Genomic DNA, 19,739 nt, shown 5'->3' on the forward strand with positions numbered 1-19,739 from the left:
GAGAGCCGAGGGCACAGGGCCGAGGGCAAAAGACAGCTTTGGCGAAAGCGATGCAGAACGCTGCGCCCCTAAAGACATTTCCCTTGACGATTTTTACCGTCTAGCACATCATGCTCTCGGCTCTCGGCTCTCGGCTCTCGGCTCTCGGCTCTCGGCTCTCGGCTCTCGGCTCTCGGCTCTCGGCTCTTGGCTCTCGGCTTGGCCCCACTACGCGCTCACTGGACGGCCAGTTTCGCGCTGGGCCGCTCGGCTCTCGGCATCAGGGCGAAGCCCTCACCAGATCCCCTCCACCCTCTCCAACAACGCCTGCAATAATGCCCCCTTCTGGCCCCTGAACCGCACAGTCTTGACCTGCAACCCCAGCACGGCCACAAGTTTTTCTTCATGCCAGAGCGGAGCTGCCAGAGCGCAGGAATCGGACACCCATTCTTCCAGAGACAGGGCGTAACCGTCTTCTCGCACTTTCTTCAGGGCGGTTTCCCATTCGTCTGGTGTGGTGATGGTGCCCGGTGTGTAGCCCTCGAATTTCTTCACTTGCAAGTCAGAGAAGGCGCAGAAGACTTTGCCTGCTGCGGTGGCGTGGGTGGGCAAGTACAGGTCGGTCTGGATTTCGCGGTGTTCCTGTGGTTCGTGGTGGGCTCTGGCGATGCACAGCACATCCTGTCCTTCCTGAACGCACAGGTAAGTGAGGGCCTTTACATCCTCTGCGAGACGGTTCATCAGGGAGATGGCCTGCTGATACCAGCCGAGTTGCTGGTGCAAATGGCTGGAAAATTCCAGCAAACGCCATGACAGGGCGTACTTGTTTCTGGGGGTTTTTCTCAGGAATCCTGCCTGAGAAAGGGCTTGCAGGTGCAGGTTTACGGTGCTTCTGGGTTGTTGCAGGTGCAAAGCCAGTTCACGGGAACCCCACTCTGGATGGGTGGAGGTGAATTGCTTCAAGATCTGGGCACTTTTTTGCAGGGTTTCGAGCATAAGGGTGTCCAATCATGCTGGACACCCTTATTGTACTCCCTTAAAAATCAGATCATGCTGGACCCATGGAACAAGTCATGGTGCGTGCCCCCCGAGGGCCTGAAAAAACCGCGAAAGGCTGGATTCAGGAAGCCGCCAAACGCATGTTGATGAACAACCTCGACCCTGAAGTGGCCGAAAAACCCGAAGACCTGATTGTGTACGGAGGCCGGGGCAAGGCGGCCCGCAACTGGGAAGCCTTCCACAAAATTGTGGAGACGCTGGACCGTCTGGAAAACGATGAAACCTTGCTGGTGCAGTCTGGCAAGCCCGTGGCGGTGCTGAAAACCCACAGCCTTGCCCCCAGAGTGATTCTGGCGAACAGCAATCTGGTGCCCAACTGGTCCACCTGGGAACACTTCGATGAGCTGGACCGCAAGGGTTTGATGATGTACGGCCAGATGACCGCTGGAAGCTGGATTTACATTGGCACGCAGGGCATTTTGCAGGGCACCTATGAAACTTTTGCTGCTGCTGGAGAAAAACACTTCGGAGGCAGCCTGAAAGGCACCATCACTGTGACCGCGGGTCTGGGTGGCATGGGAGGGGCACAACCTCTGGCAGTCAAACTGGCCGGAGGGGTCAGCATCAACATCGAGATTGATCCGCACCGCATTCAGCGCAGGCTGGAAACCCGTTACCTTGACGAGGTGGCCGAAAACCTGCCAGACGCTTTGCAGCGTGCAGAATCTTACAAAACTCAGGGTGTGGCCCGTTCCATTGGCCTGCTCGGGAATGCTGCCGAGGTGGTGCCTGCTCTGGTGGAGATGGGCTTCACCCCCGATCTGGTGACCGACCAGACCAGCGCCCACGACCCCATGTGGGGCTACATCCCTGTGTTGGGTCCAGACGAAGATGCCGATGTTTTGCGCCGTGAGCAACCGGAAATCTACCGCCAGAGGGCCTACCAGAGCATGGCCAAGCACGTTGAGGCCATTCTGGAGATGCAGAAACGGGGCGCAGTGGCTTTTGATTATGGCAACAACCTGCGCCAGAGGGCAAAGGAATTTGGAGTGCAAAACGCCTTCGATTACCCCGGTTTTGTGCCTGCGTTCATCCGGGACAGTTTCTGTGAAGGGCGTGGCCCTTTCCGCTGGGTAGCCCTCAGTGGTGACCCTCAGGACATCTACGAAACCGACAAGGCATTGCTGGAGCTGTTCCCACACGACCACCGACTGCAAAACTGGCTGAAATACGCTGCAGACCAGATTGCTTTTCAGGGGCTGCCTGCCCGGATTTGCTGGCTTGGATACAAAGAGCGCGATCAGGCCGGACTGATGTTCAACCAGATGGTGAAAGATGGACGCCTGAAAGCCCCCATCGTGATCGGACGGGACCATCTGGACGCTGGCTCGGTGGCCAGTCCCAACCGTGAAACCGAAGCCATGCTGGACGGCAGTGACGCGGTTTCAGACTGGCCCTTGCTGAACTTCGCAACGGGCGTGGCAAGTGGCGCAGCATGGATGAGTTTCCACCATGGAGGTGGTGTGGGCATGGGATTCAGCCAGCACTCTGGACTGGTTGCCGTTGCCGATGGCAGCGAGGAGGCCGAAAAACGCCTCTCCATGTGTCTGGTCAATGACCCCGCCATGGGTGTGATCCGCCACGCCGATGCAGGCTACGACAAAGCCAAACAGGTCGCAAAAGAACGCGGTCTGGACCTGCCGTCGATCTGAGGTTTGCATGTCCCATTTGCCGTTTTCGGGTTTGATTTCATTCGCAAGGTCTCCCGTTGTGGACCTGACCGTTTCCTTCAATGCCGATGTGGGCGTGCTGGGCATTCCTTTTGACATTGCCCTCGGGTTTCGGCCCGGTGCCCGGTTTGCTCCCAGAGCCATCCGTGAAGCCTCTTTGCGTTACACCCTGCCCGAGGAAGGTTTTTACGATTTGCGCTCTGGAACGCGCAAACTGGCTGGTTTGAAGCTGGTGGATGCTGGCGATGTGGTGCTTCCCAGTCTGGAGCCTGAACTGGCCCGCGACCGGATCACTCTGGCAGCAAAACAACTGCGGTCCAGCGTGAAACTTCCGGTTTTTCTGGGAGGGGACCACAGCGTTTCCTATCCGATTTTGCGGGCGTTTGAAGATGTTCAGGACCTGCACATCGTGCAACTCGATGCCCATCTGGATTTCACCGATGTGCGCAACGACACGCGTTTCAGCAATTCCAGTCCGTTCAGGCGGGCTTGTGAAGACCTGCCGAACCTGACACACATCACCACCATTGGCTTAAGGGGCCTGCGTTTCGATGAGGAGGCGGTTCAGGCAGCCCGTGTCAGAGGTCACACCCTGATTGGCATGTGGGCCTGCGAAGACCTGCAAGAGGTGATTCAGCAGCTTCCAGAGAACAAAAACGTGTACCTGTCTTTCGATGTGGATGTGCTGGACCCCACAGTGCTTCCGGCCACCAGCAGTCCAGAGGTGGACGGCATGACCTACCGCACGGCCATGCACCTGATCCGTGAAACAGTTCGGCGCAACCATCTGATGGGTCTAGATGTGGTGGAACTCACCCCCCATTTGGACCACAGCGGGAATAGCAATTTGCTGATCGCAAGGCTCATCATGGAAACACTTCAAGAGGTGTTCGAATGAAAACGCTTTACATTGGCATCACGGAACTGGCCACCGCAACCGGCCCTGAACTGAAAAAAGGCCCCGAGCAACGCAACCTGAAGGTCATCAAAGACGCAGCCTTGCTGGTGGAAGGGGAGACCCTGCTGTGGGTGGGAGAACGCAAAGACGCCCCTGCCCACGACAAAACCGTGGATTTCCGCAACAAAGCGGTGGTTCCCGGCCTGATTGATCCCCACTCGCATCTGATCTGGTCTGGCAGTCGCTTGAATGACTTTGAGGACCGCATCAAAGGCGTTTCTTACGAAGAAATCCTCTCCAGAGGGGGAGGCATCCACCAGACGGTGCGTTACACGCAGGCCTCCACTGCCTTTGAGATGGTGTCTCTGGCGGTTCCACGCATGAATGCTCTGGTGCGCAGCGGAGCCACCACCATTGAGGTCAAAACCGGATACGGCCTCAATTACGACACCGAAATGCGCATGCTGGAAGCCATACGTGATTTGCAGGACTTCACTCCGGCCCGCATCGTTCCGACCTTGCTCATTCACCTGCCCCCCAAAGACCGGGACCGCAAAGATTTCATCCGTGAAGTGACGGAGGTCTGGATTCCCGAGGTTGCGCAAGAGGGTCTGGCCTCTGCGGTGGATGTCTTCGTGGAAAAAGAAGCTTTCACTGTAGAGGAGGCCAGAGAAATCTTGCAAGCTGCCAGAAGCCACGGTCTGCACACCAAACTGCATGCCGATCAATTTCACGCTCTGGGAGGGGTGGAATTGGCCTGTGAGCTGGGCTCTCTGAGTGTGGACCATTTGGAAGCCTCTGCAGATCAGCAAATTCAGGCTCTGGCAGCCTCAGAGACGGTGGCCACGGTGCTGCCCGGTGTGACTTTACATCTGGGTTTGCCTGCTGCACCTGCCCGCAAAATCATTGATGCAGGTGGGGCTGTGGCCATTGGCACCGACCACAATCCCGGCAGCAGTCCGATGTTCAGTGCAAGTCTGGCCCTTGCCCTCGGGGTGCGCCTGAATGGTCTCACCCCTGCAGAAGCCCTCATCGCCATGACCGCCAACGCTGCCCACGCTCTGGGGCTTTCTGACACCGGACGCCTTGAAGCAGGCATGAAGGCCGATTTCTTGGTGCTCGACAGCCACGACTGGCGAGAAATCGCCTACCGTTTTGGCAACGCTGTCGGCAAAGTGTACATTTCCGGAAAGGAAGCATGATTGAACTTGACCAGCACCTGACCCTGCAAGATTTCATTGCCGTGGTCCGTGATTTTGAAACGGTGACCCTCTCTGGCACAGCCCGAGAGCGGGTCCAGAAAAGCCGCACCTTCATCGAGGAGATCACCTTGAAGGGCGATCCAGTTTACGGTGTGAACACCGGGTTCGGGAAATTCCAGAACACCCGCATTGACCGCCACCAGCTTGAAGAACTCCAGCGCAACCTGATTCTGTCCCATTCCATCGGGGTGGGGGAGGCTTTCCCCAGAGATGTGGTGCGCGGAATGCTGCTTTTGCGGGCACAGAGCCTTGCCATGGGACACTCTGGCGTGCGTCCTCTGGTGATTGAGGGGCTTCTGAACTTCCTGAACCACCAGATCCACCCTGTGGTGCCCTCTCAGGGATCGGTGGGCAGCAGTGGAGACCTTGCTCCCCTCTCACACCTCACGCTGGCCCTGATTGGTGAGGGAGAAGTGGAGCATCAGGGACAGGTTCGCCCGGCCAGAGAAGTCCTGAACGAAGTGGGATTGAGCCCCATTGTGCTGCAGGCCAAAGAAGGTCTGGCCCTGATCAACGGCACGCAGGCCATGTGCAGTTTGCTGGCCCTGCTGATTCATGATGTGGAGATTTTGCTGTCCAGTGTGGATCTGGCCGCAGCTTCCACCATCGAAGCCCTCAAAGGCAGCCACAAACCCTTTTCTGAAGGCATCGTGCGCCTCAGACCCCATCCCGGAGCCAGACAGGTCAGCGAAAACCTCAGGCTGCTTTTGCAAAACTCCGAAATCGAAGTCTCACACGAGAACTGCGAGAAGGTACAGGATGCCTACTCTCTCAGGGCCACCCCTCAGGTGCACGGGGCTTCCAGAGACGCTTTGCGCCATGCCCGTGAAGTCCTCGAAATCGAGATGAACAGCGTCACCGACAACCCCCTGATTTTTCCAGACGAGGGGAAAGTCATCTCGGGCGGCAATTTTCACGGCCAACCTCTGGCCCTTGCTGCCGATTATGCCGGAATCGCCATCGCTGAACTGGCCAACATCAGCGAAAGGCGCATTGAACAGATGCTCAATCCTGCCCTCAGCGGACTGCCTGCCTTTCTGGCCGATCAGGGGGGCCTCAACAGTGGCCTGATGATCTCCCAGTACACCGCAGCCAGTCTGGTCAGCGAAAACAAAGTGCTGGCCCACCCGGCCAGTGTGGACAGCATCCCCACCAGCGCCAATCAGGAAGACCACGTTTCGATGGGCACCATCGCCTGCCGCAAAGCCCACCAGATCTTTGAAAACACCCTCTGGGTGGTGGCCATAGAACTGGTTTCGGCTGCACAGGCGCTGGACTTTCAGGCCCCCCTGAAGCCCGGAGATGGAGTCAAAGCCGTCTATGACGCCATCCGCAGCGAAATCCCCCACCTTGAACGGGACCGCTACTTCAAACCCGAGGTCAGCAAAATCCGTGAGATGGTCCGCTCTGGGCGTCTGGTGCAGGCAGCAGTCAACGCAGTGGGCAAGTTGCACTGAAAGACAAAAACCTGCAAAAGACCGGGAATTCACTCCCGGTCTTTTGAGTTACTGTCCCAACTCCGGAAACTCTGGCACCACAGACCCATAGATCCACTTTTCCAGAAAGCCTTTCAGCTCCGGTTTCCCGGTGGTTTTGACCACACTTTGCACGAAATCTTCGGTGCTGGCATTTTTAAAGGCATGGGTTTTGTGGTAATTTTGCAGCACCTGCCCAAAAGCCTTCTCTCCAATTTTGAATTTCAGAGCATGTAGCACCAGAGACCCCCTCTGGTAAGCCCTCTGGCTGAACAACTCTTTTCGCTCGGTGATGTAAGGGGGCTTCATTTTGTTCTTGAGGTTGCGCTCGTAGCGGGTTTTCAGAAAAGCCTTCAGGTCTTTCTCTTTGGGGTACTGCCAGAGGTCCTGAAAGTAGGTGGCAAACCCCTCACTCAGCCACAAATCCGACCAGGTTTTGGGTGTCACGCTGTTGCCAAACCACCCGTGGGACAACTCATGCACAAAAGCCCAGTCGGCTTTTTTCTGGCTGGGAAAGGTGGACAGGGTCTGGGTTTCCAGCGCATAAGGGGTCGGATACTCCGTAAATATCACCCCATACTCTGAAAACGGATAGGGTCCCACCTGCTTTTCCATGAAGTTCAACATGGCCTCCAGCTTGCCCAGTTCTTTCTTTTGAAAATCCTCTGGAAGACTGGCCGGAAAGTAATTGCGAATCTTCAGGTTGGGCCTCAGTTGCCGGATTTCTTGCCCAAAACGGTTGATGTGCACGGTGGCCAGATAGGTGGCCATGGGCTCTTTCATCTCGTAGACGTAGGTTTTGGAGTCGTTCAGGTTGCTTGTGGTTTTGGACGTCCCATTCGCCACCCCCATGTAAGGCAGGGGCACCGTGATGCGGAAGGTGAAAGTCGCTTTGTCGCTCGGGTGATCGTTGCAAGGGAACCACGACATGGCTCCATTGGGCTCGTTCAGCACGTAAATTCCGTCTTTGAATTTCTTCCAGCCCACCGAATCTTCTTCAGTGTCTCCGGGATCTTTCACGGTTTTGGGCACCCCAGAGTAAATCACCTGCACACGGTAGGTTTTGCCCACGCTGGAGGTTTCATTCAGATCAATCAGCAGGTGTTGCCCCTGTTGCTGGAAAGCTGCGGTTTTCCCATTCACCTGCACCTCTGAAACCGTCAGGCCCAGGAGGTTCAAACGGATGGCAGGTGTAGAGGCCACCGTCTTGAGTTGGATCAAAGCCGTGCCTTTCAGAAAATTCTTCTGAACATCCACCTCCAGACCCAGATCGTAATTCAGCACATCCAGATTGGGGTCCAGAGACTCGGGATACATCACCTCTGGATTTTTGGCAGGGGTTGGGACTGGGAAATCTTTGGAAGGGCTGGGTGGTGTAGAAGCCAGAACCATTTTGGGCAAGTCCAGCACCAGACGGGCTTTTTGCTCACCAGAGGCAGGCAAAAAAGACACTTTGATCTCCTGCAAATAAGCAGGATCAAACTTCAGGGTGATGCTGTTGGCTGTGGTGGCATAAGAGCGCACAAAAGGCACATTCACCGTTCCAGACTCTGGGGTCAGGACAGGTTGGGTCAATTGAATTTGAATGCCACTGGTCAGGGCCTGCACGGAAAAATCGGTGTTGCCAGCAAGGTCAAACACCAGACGGTAAGCGTTGTCGTGCTCTCCCACTCTGGGGGCAGCGAAAGCAAGGCTTGACATCAAAAGGGCGGAAATCAGGTGTTTGTGCATTGTGAAAAGATCCTCCAGAGGAACATTTTAAGGGTTGGAGGCGAGAATGCCGAGGGCTGAGGGCCAAGAATGGCAAAAAGCAGAAGGCAGAAGGAAAAGAAAGCTTTGGCTAAAGCGATGAGGGGCGCAGCGTGCTGCGCCCCTACAGTTCCCCTTGACCATGTTTTATGCGTACAGCACGATGCTCTCGGCCTCAGGGCGAGGCACGCCTAGCCCCTACAAAACCCTCGACCCCTACGCCCGAGTCCGCATCATCCGACCACGTTTTTCCGCTTCAATGGCCCTCTGGAGTTCGCTGATCTGTTTGAGGAGCTGGATTTGCTGGGTGGGATCTGCGGTTGCCAGCTGTTTTTTCAGCTTGGAGACTTCATCTTTCATGAGGGTCTGGGTGTGCAGGGATTCTGCTTCCATGAGGCCCTGTTCTTTCATTTCGGTGAGGCGTTCCACCATGTCCTGATGCTGGGCCTGAATCTGGGCCTCGGGGTTCTCAAAGAGGAAAGACATCAGGATTTTTTCTTCTGGGCGACCCCGGAAGTGTTCCAGAATGGCCTCGCGGGAGGGTTTTTCTCGGGCCACCCGGATGATTTCCTCTGCAAAGGTGTTTTTGAAGGGGCTGGAGCCTTCCATTTTTTGCAGCAGTTTGGGGTCCAGCAGGATTTGCTGAGCCAGATACAGCTCACGGCGGTCTTCCTGGGTTTGCGAGGAGACCATGCCTTTGATGTTCACCTCGGTGAGGTTTTTGCGTTTGCTTTTGCTCTGGACCCACTCGTTCAGTTTGGCTTCGTCGATGCCAGCTTTTTCGGAGACCTGACGGCGCACCTCGGCTGCAATTTCATCGTAGATGTCATGGTCCTGCATGCGGGGAAGCAGCATTTGCAGGAAGCCACGTTTGCCCTCAGGGTGGGTCAGGTCAAACTGGGTCATGGCGTGCTGGATGCGGAATTCCACCTCGCTGACCCCTTTTTGCAAAGAGGTGCGGATGCTTTCGGTGTCTCCGTGTTGCAGGGCATCTGCTGGGTCTTTGCCACTCGGGACCCGGTGGGCAGAGATCAAAAATTTGCTGCCCAGCATCTGGTCCAAGCCTGCCAGAGTGGCTTTCTGTCCGGCTCCATCCTGGTCGAACATCAGTTTGACGGTGCGGATGCCCTGCCTTGCCAGCAGCGCTCCGTGCTCTGCAGTCAATGAAGTGCCCAGAGTGGCCACGGCCTGCTTGAAGCCCCACTGGTGCATGGCGATCACGTCCATGTAACCCTCGACCACCACAATTTCATGGCTGCTCTGGGCCAGATTGCGGGCGATGTTAAAGCCGTACAGCAACTCACTCTTTTTGAAGATGTCGGTTTCGGGGGTGTTCAGGTATTTGGGTTTGCTGTCATCGAGGACCCGGCCTCCGAAGCCCACCAACCGGCCCAGATAATCGCGAATGGGAAACATCACCCGGTTTCTGAAGCGGTCATAGACCCGTCCGGTGTCCTGCGCTTCGGAGAGGAGTCCAGCTTGCAGCAACTGGGCTTCGTGAACCCCTTGCAGTTTGCAGAATTTGATCAGGCCGTCCCATCCTGCGGGGGCATACCCGAGTTCAAACTGGGTGATGCTTTCTTCGGTCAGGCCACGGGCGTACAGGTAACCCAGAGCATCGCTGCCTTCGGGCTTTTTGAGGCTCTGGCGGAAGTAGCTGAGGGCCAGTTCATTGACCTCAAAAAGGTCCCGTTGCTTCTTGTCGGAGGTGTTGAATTCCAGTTTGATGCCGGTGCGGTCTGCCAGTTTTTGCAGGGCATCCGAGAAGGGGAGGTTTTCCACCTGCATCAGAAATTTGAAAGCATCTCCACCGGCTTTGCATCCGAAGCAGTAGTAGTAGCCCTGATTGATGTCCACGTTAAAAGAGGGGGATTTTTCTTTGTGGAATGGGCACAGACCTTTGAACCTGCCGTTTCCAGCAGGGGTCAGACGGACGTACTCTCCGATCAGGTCGGCGAGGTTCAGTCTGGCTTTGATTTCTTCTTTGGTCCCCATGCCTGTCTTTCTTCACCTCCAGCAAAAGAAAAATGTGCTGGAGCCTCTGTTCAAAAGTCCCATTTTTTGTTCACACGCAAACGTGCCCCGCAAGATTCGGGGTTGTCATTCTATCTTAAAGCAAGGTCACGGTGTAAATAGAGAGTGGAGCGCTTGACATCTTTGCAAAAAAATGCGCAATTCACTCAGACGGGAAAAGCGCATTTTGATTGTGCCAGACGGTCAATATTGATCTTCGTCGTAGTGGAGCACCGGCAGCCCGAGGTGCTCGTAAGCCCTCACGGTTGCCACACGGCCTCTGGGCGTGCGTTTCATGAAACCCAGCTGGATCAGGTAGGGCTCGTACACGTCTTCAAGGGTGTTGGCATCTTCACTCATGGCAATGGCAAGGGTGTCGAGGCCCACAGGTCCGCCCGCAAAACGGTGAATCAGGGTTTCCAGCAGCTTCAGGTCGCGTTCGTCCAGACCGGCAGAGTCCAGACCCAGCAGGTCCAGAGCCTTTTCTGCCCGTTCTCTGGAGATGTTGTGCTCTCCGGCAACCACGGCATAATCGCGCACCCGGCGCAGATAACGTTTGGCAATCCGCATGGTTCCGCGTGAACGGGCTCCGATTTCCAGAGCGGCCTCCTCGGAAAGCTCGTAGCCGTTCAGGGTGGCTTCTCGGGTCAGACCCCACGCCAACTCTTGAGGGGTGTAATACTCCAGGTGCTCAATGATCCCGAAACGGGAGCGCATGGGCGCGGTGATCAGACCGGGACGGGTGGTGGCCCCCACCAGAGTGAACCTCGGGAGGGGCAGTTCGATGGTGCGTGCTGCTGGACCCTGCCCGAGCACGATGTCCAGTTTGAAATCTTCCATGGCCGGGTAAAGGTGTTCTTCTGCCACCCGTCCCAGACGGTGGATTTCGTCGATGAACAGCACATCGCCTTCTTCGATGCTGTTGGTCAGGATGGCGGCCAGATCTCCGGGCTTTTCGATGGCAGGTCCAGAGGTGACTTTGATGTTTACGCCCATTTCATAAGCGATGATGTGGGCGAGGGTGGTTTTCCCCAGACCGGGAGGCCCGAAAATCAGCGTGTGGTCCAGCGCTTCGGCTCGGGTTTTGGCGGCTTGCAGGTACACCGCAAGTTTTTCTTTGACTTTTTCCTGCCCGACGTAATCCGAGAGGGTTTTCGGGCGCAAAGTGAGGTCGGCTTCCATTGTTTCTATTTTACGCTATAAACAGATTGAAGGGGAGGGGGAGGGCACAATTCAGGAGCATGCCCCGGAGGGTTCAATCCGGGGCATTTCAATGGATTCTGGGTTAAGCTTGCTGCCTTCTGCCCGTGATGGCCCTGAACAGGGCAGCGATTCCAGCCAGAATGAACACAAAGAACTTCTTCAAGAACAGCAAGATGACGGCCAGAATCCCGGTTTTGCTGGCTGCCGCCCCGAGCCCACCGGCCACCAGAGCTGCCAGACCGTATTCGGCCACCTTGTCGCGTCCGGCCTGAAAATCCTCATAACGGTTGCCAGGGGTGAAGCTGACAGCATCCAGCATCTCTGGAATGGCTGCTTCGACTTCAGAAATCTGGTTCATGCCTGCCACAGCATTGAGGTTCAAAACCCCAGTCCTGCCCAGCACACGAACGTTGTAGTTCAGGGTGTGCACAGGATCGCTGTCAAAGGAAATCTCTTTGGCCCAGTACATTTTGTGACTGAGGCCATCGTATCGGGGAGGGGTGGCCCAGCCGATCAAATCAACTGTTGGATAACCGGCCTCTTTGCGCTCTGCATTGCTGCTTCTGGAAGCTTCTTGCATGTCTTTGAGCAGTTGGCTGTAGTTGATGGTGCTGGCGTCTTTATCCGAAATGTGTCCATCTTCCTCATAGGTGACCACCACACCCCAGCCCGAGTTGCTCATGGGACTGGTTTTTGCAGGCACCAGCATGCCCAGCACATCGGGGTCCTGAGGGTTGCCCCAACCTTCTTCCAGCAGTTTCTGTGCATTGCTGGCATCCAGAAACCGCATGTTGACCGGCACCTGAATGTTGACTTTCTGATTCAGTACGCTGACCTGACCGGTCTGGTACACCAAACTTCTTTCAAATTGTGCAGGATCAAAAGTGTCACTCTGGCCCAGAGCAACACCCAGCAGCGAAAGGCCCAAAATCAGCATTTTTTTCATTGATTTCCTCACATTTCCAGTGGAGTTCCCAATTCCTCATCCATTTAATCTATGACAAATTCTTTTCACATGCCTATAGGTTGTTTAGCTTATAACAGAATGGTGGGCATTTTGCGGATCACATGTCGCGCAGGTCGTCCTGGCTCAAGGCCCCTCGGATCACCAGGGTGTCCCCATCTCTGGCCACAAACCGAACTCTGGGATGCAGGAGTCCTCTTTTGAACAATGCATCCGAATAGGGAAGACGGTGCTCCTGTTCCGTCTGCTTGCGGAGGCCCAGAATCCCCCCCTCCAGATGGCTGGCCTGAATGCCATCGGCCTGCAAATACATCACGGCCAGTTTGCTTTTCTGACCCACCTCACAGACCACCAGATAGGTGTGCTCTGGGGTCAGGTGGTGTTCTCCCTGTTCCAGGGTGGCAAGGTCCAGAGCGGTGGCCTCAAAACCTTCAAAATACAGCCCCAGAGGTTCGGCTTCACGGTCCAGTTCATCGCGCAAATCAAGGAGGTGCTTGAGGGGTTGTTCAGTCATGGCTTTTGCAGTGTAACCCATGGACTGTTTTGCAGGATTTCCTTTGTTATGCTGAGTGCCATGATTGAAGATGTGAGCCCTCAGGAAGGATTGGCCCGTGTGCAGGCCGGAGCTTTGCTCATCGATGTGCGCGAGCCCGGAGAGTATCAGGAAGTGCATGCTGAAGGTGCACAGCTGATTCCCCTCTCTGAATTCGAAGCCCGTTACACCGAAATTCCCCAGGACCGCGAACTGGTGATGATCTGCCGCAGCGGTGCCCGCAGTGCTCGAGCAGGCAGCTACCTTTTGCAGAACGGCTATTCCAACGTGGTCAATCTGGCCGGAGGCACCATGGCCTGGGTCAATGAGGGTCTGCCTCACGTGAAAGGAGAATGACGTGCCAACCGTTGAACAGGTGCTGGAAGCCCTGAAAGTGGTGAAAGACCCCGAGATTCCCGTCAATGTGGTGGATCTGGGTCTGGTTTATGATGTGCAGATTTCAGAAGAAGGCACCGTGGACATCGAAATGACCCTCACCAGTGTGGGTTGTCCTGTGCAGGACATGATCCGTGCAGATGCCGAACTGGCTGTGATGCGTTTGGAAGAGGTCAACAAAGTCAACGTGGATTTTGTGTGGACTCCACCATGGACCACCGAAAAAATGTCCGAAGATGGCAAACGCCAGATGCGGATGTTTGGCTTCAACGTCTGATCTTCTGAACGTTCCAGAACCCTCTGCGGAGGGTTTTTTTGTTGTGGGTATCGGCTCAAAATGTCCAAAAGCAGTGGAAATGCAGTGGCTGAAATTTACAGGCCCTATATATAAGGTACAAACGCACAAAAGCACGGGTTTTTCTGCAAAACCCACGGACATTGCTTGAAGTTCTAGCGGTGAAAAAATTCCCTCACGAGCATGCCGAATTTTGGGATTTGTGATTGTTCATTTTGATTCCAATTGCTGTTTTATGCCTGTGGAACGATTCCATGAAGTTGTGGAATGATTTCCATAAATGGCAAAACCGCTTCAATACACCAAAAACAAAGGGATGTGATTGGTGGTGCATCATTTGGTGCACAATGCAACAGGCTTGTGCGTCTCTGGCACAAGCCTGAAATACCCGAGTCTGGTTTTGCAGAATTGAGGCAGGCTCTGGAAGGCCCACCTGTTGCATAACAACCTAGCACACCCGGCTGCAGAAAAAAAGTCAGGGGGAACACGTACCCCTGACTTGAAATCCCGATTTTACCGTCTGCTGCCGTCGATTCAGGCAGTGACTGTCGACTTTTGAGGTTTCAGGCTGAGCAAAGCCACCACCAGAAGCACCATCAGCAAGATTCCAGAGAACAGATAAGGGCTGCCATGGGAAACATACTGGTACAGGTACCCTGCAATGATGGGGCCCAGCATCCTTCCCAGAGCCGTGGCAGAACTGTTCACACCTGCAATGCTGCCCTGCTGGTTGGATGCCACCTGCAAAGACAGGGCGGTGGAAATGCTGGGTCCGATGAAGGCACTGCCAAACCCAATCACACACAGTGCAAAAGTGATGCCCCAGAAGGTGTGCATGATGGGCATCAGGAGCATTCCTGCCCCCATGATGGCCAGACCCATCCAGATCAGGGTGGATTGGGCGACTTTCTTGGAAAGTTGACGGATCAGACCGCCCTGCACTGCCACTGCCACCATACCGAAGATGAACAGCGAAGTGGCAATGGTGCGCACGGCTTCTTTGCCAGAAAGGTTGAGATTGTCCTGGATGTAGAAAGACACCGTCTGTTCCATGCCCACACTGGCCAGGGTGGTCAACATGGAAATCACCAGCAGGACTGGAATCTCGCCTTTCAAAAAGCTGACTTTGACAGGCTGTTTTTCCACTTGGGGCCGCAAGTGGATGGATTCTGGCAACAAGAAGAAAGCTGCTGTGGCCGTCACCAGAGCGAGGCCAGACGAAAAGAAGATGGGCACCAGCAGGTTGCCTCCCTGCGAAAGCACCCCACCAATGGCTGGACCAAAAATGATTCCCAGACCGAAAGCAGCACCAATCAGACCCATTGCTCCAGCGCGTTTCTCTGGAGGGGTGATGTCTGCGATGTAAGCCTGGGCCGTGGGCAGGGTTGCACTGGACAGCAAACCGCCTGCAATGCGGGCCAGCAGCAGAGCAATCAGGAGGGCACTGCCAGTCAGGGTGCCTTCCATCCCGAGGTGGGCCATGTACCCGAAAAGCCCAAAAGAGATGGCAAACCCCACCAGTCCGAGGATCAGGATGGGTCTGCGGCCTCGGGTCTCAGAGAGGTGGCCCCACCATGGAGCACTCAGAAACTGGGCAAGGCTGTACACCGTGGAAAGCCAGGTGGTTTGTGCTGTGGTGATCCCGAGTTCCTTGGACAGGGGAGCCAACACTGGAAACAGCACACTCAATCCCAGCATGGCAATGAAAATGGTCAGAAAAAGAAGTCCCAGAGGCTTCGAGCCTTTCATGTTTTGATGTTACCATACGGTCACTTTTTGACTTTCCAGAAGAAATGACAATTTCGAAATGGTCAGGGTCAGTGCAAAGTGACGATCTTTTGCAAAATTTGGGTGCTTTATGGGTGAAACCCGCATGAGCACGCGATTTATAGCATAATAGGACGTTAAATTTTGCATATCTTGCATTTCAAACAGGGTTCAACTATAGTTTTGTCTAGGTCACCACACCCACAGAAGACTGCCCCCAACGATTGACCTTGAGGCCAACCTGAGTTACATTGGGTTACAGGTATCAACTGATTCAACTAGGGGGAAACGCTTCCAAAATAAGTGGAAGCGTTACCAAATGGGTCAGTCGACCAGTAAAGGAGAAGTGCATGAAAAAAGCAACCCTTGCAATGGCTGTCCTCAGCCTGGCCCTCGGAAGTGCCCAAGCTGCCAAGATCACCGTCTGGACCCACTACAGTGGCCCAGAGCAAGCCTGGCTGGTCAACGCTGCCAAATCCTTCGGCGCCAAAACCGGCAACACCGTCGAAGTTGTGGCTGTTCCCTTTGGTGACATCAAAACCAAAATGATCAACGGCGCTTCCAAAGGCGAAGGTCCTGATCTGGTTGCCACCATTCCTCACGACTGGCTCGGCGAAATGGCCGCTGCTGGTGTGGTGGAAGACATGGGCAAATACGTGACGGGCGCTGCCAAGTCCGACATCGAAAAAGTGGGTCTGACCGCCTTCACCTACAAAGGCAAACTTTTCGGTGTGCCCCTGTTCGCTGAAGCTGTGGGCGTGGTCTACAACAAAAAACTGGTTCCCAAAGCCCCCACCAGCTGGAGTGCTTTCCTGAAAACCGCCACCACCCTGACCAACCCCTCCAAGGGCACCTACGGCTTCCTGGCTGACCTCACCAACAGCTACATGAACTACGGTGTGATCAGCGCTTACGGCGGCTACATCTTCAAAAACAACGGTGGCACCCTGGACACCGGCGACCTTGGCATCGGCAACGCTGGCGCTGAAAAAGCCATGTCCTTCCTGAACGACCTGCGCTACAAGTACAAACTGGTTCCTGAAGGCGTGGACGGCCAGCTCGCCAAAGCTGCTTTCGTGGACGGTCAACTCGGCATGTTCCTGACCGGTCCCTGGGACATCGGCGACATCAAAAAAGCCAAAATCGACTACGGCATCATGCCCTTCCCAACCCCTCCCGGAGCCTCTGGCAAGTGGAGCCCCTTCGTGGGCGTGCAGGGCCTCGTGATGAACAGCTACAGCAAATCCAAAGCTGAATCTGCTGCTTTCGCCAAGTTCCTCGCCGAGTCTGGCAGCATCATCGACTTCAACAAAGCCGGTGGACGCATCCCCGTCAGCAAGAAAGCCAAGAAAGCCCTCGCCAGTGACCCTGTGGTTGCAGGCTTCGGCAAAACCATCGCCATGGGAACCCCCATGCCCAACGTGCCCGAAATGGGCAGCGTCTGGGGACCCTGGGGCAACGCTGTGAACCTCAGCACCTCCAAAGCTGGCGTTGACTACGGCAAGATTCTTGACGCAGCCGTCAAAGAAATCAAGTCCAACATCAAGTAAGCCTTAAATGACCTGGAGGCTGGGGGGAAGTCCTCCCAGCCTCTCTTGCCGAGGGAGACAACCCATGACCATTCGAACTGAAGTGCCACCCCAAGGTACGCGAGGATTGGTGACAGCCCTGGCGATTCTCGCTGTATTGCTGCTTGCCAGTCTGGGAATTGCGTGGTTGCTTGGCCAGTGGACCACCAGCAGCTTTCCTGAAGCGCCTGCTTACATGCTGCTGATTTACTGGGCAGTGATCCTTTTGCCCATGGCATTCCTGATCGTTAAACAATTCCCCTGGATGATCAACTGGTACTATTTGCTGCCATCGATCATCTTTGTTTTGATTTTCACCGTGTTCCCCCTGACCTTGACTGTGGGTCTGGCGTTCACCAACTACAGTGGACAGAACGGTGGCACCCCCGATTCGAGCGCCATGATGGATGTCACTTCCATCAGCCCGGACCGCAAAGTGATCACGGTGGCTGAACCCGGTGACGGCACCATGCTGGAAACCTTCCGTTGCGAAGATGCTTCCTGCACAGGTGCCAAAGCTGCTGTTTACATCAAAGACATCACCAAACCTGTCATTTTAGGGGTTGATTCACTGGGCGAAAAAACCATCACCCTGAGTGCTCCCCTTCCAGAAAACCAGAATTTTGTTCAGGTGACCCGCGTCAACCTGATCAAGTTTGTGGGCATCAAAAACTTCACCGGAATTTTCAAAAACGCCAGCATCCAGTTGATCCCAACCTTCATCTGGACGGTGGTTTTTGCCCTCTCTACCATCATCCTGAACACCCTTGCTGGATTGACGCTGGGGATTTTGCTGGCCAACAAGCGCCTGAAGTTCCGCAACTTTTACCGTTCCCTGCTGTTCCTGCCCTGGGCCATTCCTGTGGTGATCAGCGTGCAAATGTGGGTGGCTTTGCTGAACCCCAACTTTGGTGTGATCAACCGCCTCTTGGGTTTGCTTGGCATGTACCCCATCGGATGGCTGATTGATCCCCTCTGGGCGAAAATCAGCATTCTTTTTGTGAACCTGTGGCTGGGTTTCCCCTTCATGATGACCGCCACCATCAGCGCTCTGGCCAGCATTCCAGACGACCTCTACGAAGCTGCTGCCATTGACGGCGCGAACCGTTGGCAACAGGTCAAAGCCATCACCCTTCCCATGTTGCGCAGCGCCTTTACCCCCTTGCTGCTCACGGGTTTTGCCTTCAACTTCAACAACTTCGGTCTGATTTACCTGCTCACCGCTGGGGGACCACCTCAGGAAGGTCGCACTTCCACGGCCCAGAGCACCGACATTTTGCTGTCCTGGGGTTACAACGTGGCGTTCACCAACCAGGGGGGCAACGACTACGCTCTGGCCAGTGCCATTGCCATCATCATCGGTGTGCTGACCCTTGCAGTGAGCATTGTGAACTTCCGTGCAGCAGGCGTGTTTAAGGAGGCCCGGAAATGAGCGGGAGCGTTCCGAAAAACCAGGAAAAATTCAAACCCTACGTTCACAGAGAGCCCAGCATCATTGAGAAAGCCTTGCCATGGGTGGTCTTTCTGGGTGTGGTTGGCTTTGTGATCTATCTGGGCAGTGTGCTCTTCAGCCCAGAGCATTACCGTGCACCTCTCTTTCCAACCATTGTCCGTGTGGAAAACGGCTGGGTGACGGCCCTGATGTGGCTTTTGGGAGCCGTGGGTGCTCTGGGATTGGTGGCCTTTTTGACCACCCTGTTCATGAAGAACGTGCGTGGTCGCAAAAACATGAGTTTCTGGGCGATTCTGGGCGATCAGGTGACCCACCTGACCCTCTGGATCGTGATTTTTGGGACCATCTACCCTCTGTTTTACGTGCTTGCTGCCAGCTTTGACCCACGCAACAGCCTGTACAACACCCGCATGGTGGAAAGCGAAAACCTGCTGGTGCGTTCCAAGGTGCTGCCGGACTTCAGTCAGGTCAGCTGGGAGAACTACGAGAAGCTGATTTATGGTGTGCAACTGGCCCCCTGGCACTGGGGTTTCATCATTGCTGCGGTGGTGGGTCTGGTGGCTTTGCTGGTCATCAACCTGTACTCCAGAATCACCAGTGACACCCGTTCTCTGAAAGTGGCCCACGCCTGGGTGACCCGAGCTGTGCTGGCTTCCATCGCCCTGCTGGTCATCACCCTGACCCCTGCCCAGTTCACGGGCCCTGACAACGAGAACAAGTTCTTGCTGCACATCCGCAACACCCTGCTGGTCTCTGGAATCACCGGAGCGATGGCGGTCTTGCTGTCCACCACAGGTGGATACGCTGTGGCCCGCTTCACGTTCCCTGGCCGTTACCAGACCATGCTGACCTTCGTGTTCCTGCAGATGATCCCCACCGTGATCGGTCTGGTGGCCGTGTACTTCCTGCTCTCCAGCTTTGACCTGTCCAACACCTTCACCGGTCTGATTCTGGCTTACGCAGGTGGATCGGTGGCCTTCAACATCTGGATCTTCAAAGGTTACGTGGAAGGTCTGCCGATCAGCCTTGAAGAAGCCGCTCTGGTGGATGGTGCCTCCAGATGGCAAGTGTTCACCCAGGTGATCCTGCCCCTCTCTGGACCCATGCTGGTGTTCATGTTCCTCAACACCTTCATCGGAACCTACGCCGAATTCATTCTGGCCAGCGTGGTGCTGACCGGTGTGGAAAACTGGACCGTCGGCATCAGCTTGCGTTCTTTCACCAGTGGTCAGTTCTCCACCAAGTGGGGCATTTTTGCCGCCGCCAGTGTGGTGGGTGCACTTCCCATCGTGGCCCTGTTCTACACCTTCCAGCAGTACTTTGTGGGTGGACAGGTGGCCGGTGGTGTGAAAGAGTAACGCTCTTTTTTCCCGGTTTGCATCAAAGCAGGACGTTTTGCCTTGACTTCCAGAGTTGCTAAGCCATTTCAATCACTTGAAGCGCTTTCGCAATGCAC

Annotated in this window: 16 protein-coding genes; 9 read left to right on the forward strand and 7 right to left on the reverse strand. The window is 55.2% G+C overall.

Annotated features, from left to right (window positions below; genetic code table 11):
• Window positions 1–273 precede the first annotated feature (273 nt).
• Window positions 274–975, reverse strand: coding sequence for an IclR family transcriptional regulator (locus tag Q371_RS12700; protein ID WP_034341175.1), 702 nt, complete (start codon window positions 973–975; stop codon window positions 274–276).
• A 65-nt stretch (window positions 976–1,040) separates the two neighbouring features.
• Here Q371_RS12700 and hutU point away from each other — a divergent pair, with 65 nt between their 5' ends.
• Genes hutU through hutH form a run of 4 tightly spaced genes read left to right on the forward strand, consistent with a single transcriptional unit; the run spans window position 1,041 to window position 6,325 of the window.
• Window positions 1,041–2,690 carry a urocanate hydratase gene (gene hutU / locus Q371_RS12705; protein WP_034341182.1) on the forward strand — a complete coding sequence of 550 codons (1,650 nt, stop codon included), beginning with the start codon at window positions 1,041–1,043 and terminating at the stop codon, window positions 2,688–2,690.
• 7 nt (window positions 2,691–2,697) lie between these two features.
• Window positions 2,698–3,606 (forward strand): arginase family protein, encoded by a 909-nt coding sequence (locus Q371_RS12710; RefSeq protein ID WP_034341184.1) that lies wholly within the window; start codon window positions 2,698–2,700, stop codon window positions 3,604–3,606.
• The gene (gene hutI, locus Q371_RS12715) at window positions 3,603–4,808 is read left to right on the forward strand and encodes an imidazolonepropionase (RefSeq protein ID WP_034341186.1); all 1,206 of its coding nucleotides are present in this window, start codon (window positions 3,603–3,605) and stop codon (window positions 4,806–4,808) included. The genes Q371_RS12710 and hutI overlap by 4 nt, the downstream gene beginning before the upstream one ends.
• Complete coding sequence (gene hutH, locus Q371_RS12720; RefSeq protein ID WP_211253842.1) at window positions 4,808–6,325, forward strand: histidine ammonia-lyase; 1,518 nt, start codon at window positions 4,808–4,810, stop codon at window positions 6,323–6,325. The genes hutI and hutH overlap by 1 nt, the downstream gene beginning before the upstream one ends.
• A gap of 48 nt (window positions 6,326–6,373) precedes the next feature.
• Here the strand turns inward: hutH and Q371_RS12725 are convergent, their stop codons facing one another.
• The 5 genes from Q371_RS12725 to Q371_RS25755 all read right to left on the reverse strand — a co-directional run bounded on the left by Q371_RS12725 (window position 6,374) and on the right by Q371_RS25755 (window position 12,786).
• Entirely contained in the window at window positions 6,374–8,074 is a 1,701-nt protein-coding gene (locus tag Q371_RS12725) for a M1 family metallopeptidase (RefSeq protein ID WP_034341189.1), read from the reverse strand.
• A 234-nt stretch (window positions 8,075–8,308) separates the two neighbouring features.
• Window positions 8,309–10,087: a DNA primase gene (dnaG, locus tag Q371_RS12730; RefSeq protein ID WP_034341191.1), complete on the reverse strand. Its 1,779-nt coding sequence runs from the start codon at window positions 10,085–10,087 to the stop codon at window positions 8,309–8,311.
• Between the two features lie 222 nt (window positions 10,088–10,309).
• Window positions 10,310–11,287 (reverse strand): Holliday junction branch migration DNA helicase RuvB, encoded by a 978-nt coding sequence (ruvB, locus tag Q371_RS12735; protein WP_034341193.1) that lies wholly within the window; start codon window positions 11,285–11,287, stop codon window positions 10,310–10,312.
• Between the two features lie 103 nt (window positions 11,288–11,390).
• Window positions 11,391–12,254: a DUF2167 domain-containing protein gene (locus tag Q371_RS12740; RefSeq protein WP_034341195.1), complete on the reverse strand. Its 864-nt coding sequence runs from the start codon at window positions 12,252–12,254 to the stop codon at window positions 11,391–11,393.
• A gap of 118 nt (window positions 12,255–12,372) precedes the next feature.
• Window positions 12,373–12,786 carry a rhodanese-like domain-containing protein gene (locus tag Q371_RS25755; RefSeq protein WP_157442694.1) on the reverse strand — a complete coding sequence of 138 codons (414 nt, stop codon included), beginning with the start codon at window positions 12,784–12,786 and terminating at the stop codon, window positions 12,373–12,375.
• Between the two features lie 60 nt (window positions 12,787–12,846).
• Here Q371_RS25755 and Q371_RS12750 point away from each other — a divergent pair, with 60 nt between their 5' ends.
• Both Q371_RS12750 and Q371_RS12755 read left to right on the forward strand, forming a co-directional pair.
• A complete protein-coding gene (locus Q371_RS12750; protein WP_245618328.1) occupies window positions 12,847–13,161 on the forward strand; it encodes a rhodanese-like domain-containing protein in 315 nt (104 codons plus the stop codon).
• 1 nt (window position 13,162) lies between these two features.
• On the forward strand, window positions 13,163–13,477 hold the full coding sequence (locus Q371_RS12755) for a metal-sulfur cluster assembly factor (protein ID WP_034341198.1): 315 nt from the start codon (window positions 13,163–13,165) through the stop codon (window positions 13,475–13,477).
• Window positions 13,478–14,029: 552 nt separating this feature from the next.
• Here Q371_RS12755 and Q371_RS12760 read toward each other — a convergent pair.
• The gene (locus Q371_RS12760; protein ID WP_034341199.1) at window positions 14,030–15,244 is read right to left on the reverse strand and encodes an MFS transporter; all 1,215 of its coding nucleotides are present in this window, start codon (window positions 15,242–15,244) and stop codon (window positions 14,030–14,032) included.
• Window positions 15,245–15,612: 368 nt separating this feature from the next.
• Here Q371_RS12760 and Q371_RS12765 point away from each other — a divergent pair, with 368 nt between their 5' ends.
• From Q371_RS12765 to Q371_RS12775, 3 genes are all read left to right on the forward strand, one after another.
• A complete protein-coding gene (locus Q371_RS12765) occupies window positions 15,613–16,812 on the forward strand; it encodes a sugar ABC transporter substrate-binding protein (protein ID WP_034341201.1) in 1,200 nt (399 codons plus the stop codon).
• A gap of 64 nt (window positions 16,813–16,876) precedes the next feature.
• Window positions 16,877–18,262, forward strand: a complete 1,386-nt coding sequence (locus tag Q371_RS12770; protein WP_034341203.1) for an ABC transporter permease subunit — start codon at window positions 16,877–16,879, stop codon at window positions 18,260–18,262.
• Window positions 18,259–19,641, forward strand: a complete 1,383-nt coding sequence (locus tag Q371_RS12775) for a sugar ABC transporter permease (protein WP_051964261.1) — start codon at window positions 18,259–18,261, stop codon at window positions 19,639–19,641. Before Q371_RS12770 ends, Q371_RS12775 begins: the two co-directional genes overlap by 4 nt.
• The last annotated feature ends 98 nt before the right edge of the window (window positions 19,642–19,739 follow it).

It is taken from the genome of Deinococcus misasensis DSM 22328 (assembly GCF_000745915.1).
Taxonomy (GTDB): Bacteria; Deinococcota; Deinococci; order Deinococcales; family Deinococcaceae; genus Deinococcus_C; species Deinococcus_C misasensis.

Bases quoted from the DNA above. Each gene is read 5' to 3' on its own strand.
- Q371_RS12700 (WP_034341175.1), bottom strand. From the start codon at position 975: ATGCTCGAAACCCTGCAAAAAAGTGCCCAGATCTTGAAGCAATTCACC.
- hutU (WP_034341182.1), top strand. From the start codon at position 1,041: ATGGAACAAGTCATGGTGCGTGCCCCCCGAGGGCCTGAAAAAACCGCG.
- Q371_RS12710 (WP_034341184.1), top strand. From the start codon at position 2,698: ATGTCCCATTTGCCGTTTTCGGGTTTGATTTCATTCGCAAGGTCTCCC.
- hutI (WP_034341186.1), top strand. From the start codon at position 3,603: ATGAAAACGCTTTACATTGGCATCACGGAACTGGCCACCGCAACCGGC.
- Q371_RS12725 (WP_034341189.1), bottom strand. From the start codon at position 8,074: ATGCACAAACACCTGATTTCCGCCCTTTTGATGTCAAGCCTTGCTTTC.
- dnaG (WP_034341191.1), bottom strand. From the start codon at position 10,087: ATGGGGACCAAAGAAGAAATCAAAGCCAGACTGAACCTCGCCGACCTG.
- ruvB (WP_034341193.1), bottom strand. From the start codon at position 11,287: ATGGAAGCCGACCTCACTTTGCGCCCGAAAACCCTCTCGGATTACGTC.
- Q371_RS12740 (WP_034341195.1), bottom strand. From the start codon at position 12,254: ATGAAAAAAATGCTGATTTTGGGCCTTTCGCTGCTGGGTGTTGCTCTG.
- Q371_RS25755 (WP_157442694.1), bottom strand. From the start codon at position 12,786: ATGACTGAACAACCCCTCAAGCACCTCCTTGATTTGCGCGATGAACTG.
- Q371_RS12750 (WP_245618328.1), top strand. From the start codon at position 12,847: ATGATTGAAGATGTGAGCCCTCAGGAAGGATTGGCCCGTGTGCAGGCC.
- Q371_RS12760 (WP_034341199.1), bottom strand. From the start codon at position 15,244: ATGAAAGGCTCGAAGCCTCTGGGACTTCTTTTTCTGACCATTTTCATT.
- Q371_RS12765 (WP_034341201.1), top strand. From the start codon at position 15,613: ATGAAAAAAGCAACCCTTGCAATGGCTGTCCTCAGCCTGGCCCTCGGA.
- Q371_RS12770 (WP_034341203.1), top strand. From the start codon at position 16,877: ATGACCATTCGAACTGAAGTGCCACCCCAAGGTACGCGAGGATTGGTG.
- Q371_RS12775 (WP_051964261.1), top strand. From the start codon at position 18,259: ATGAGCGGGAGCGTTCCGAAAAACCAGGAAAAATTCAAACCCTACGTT.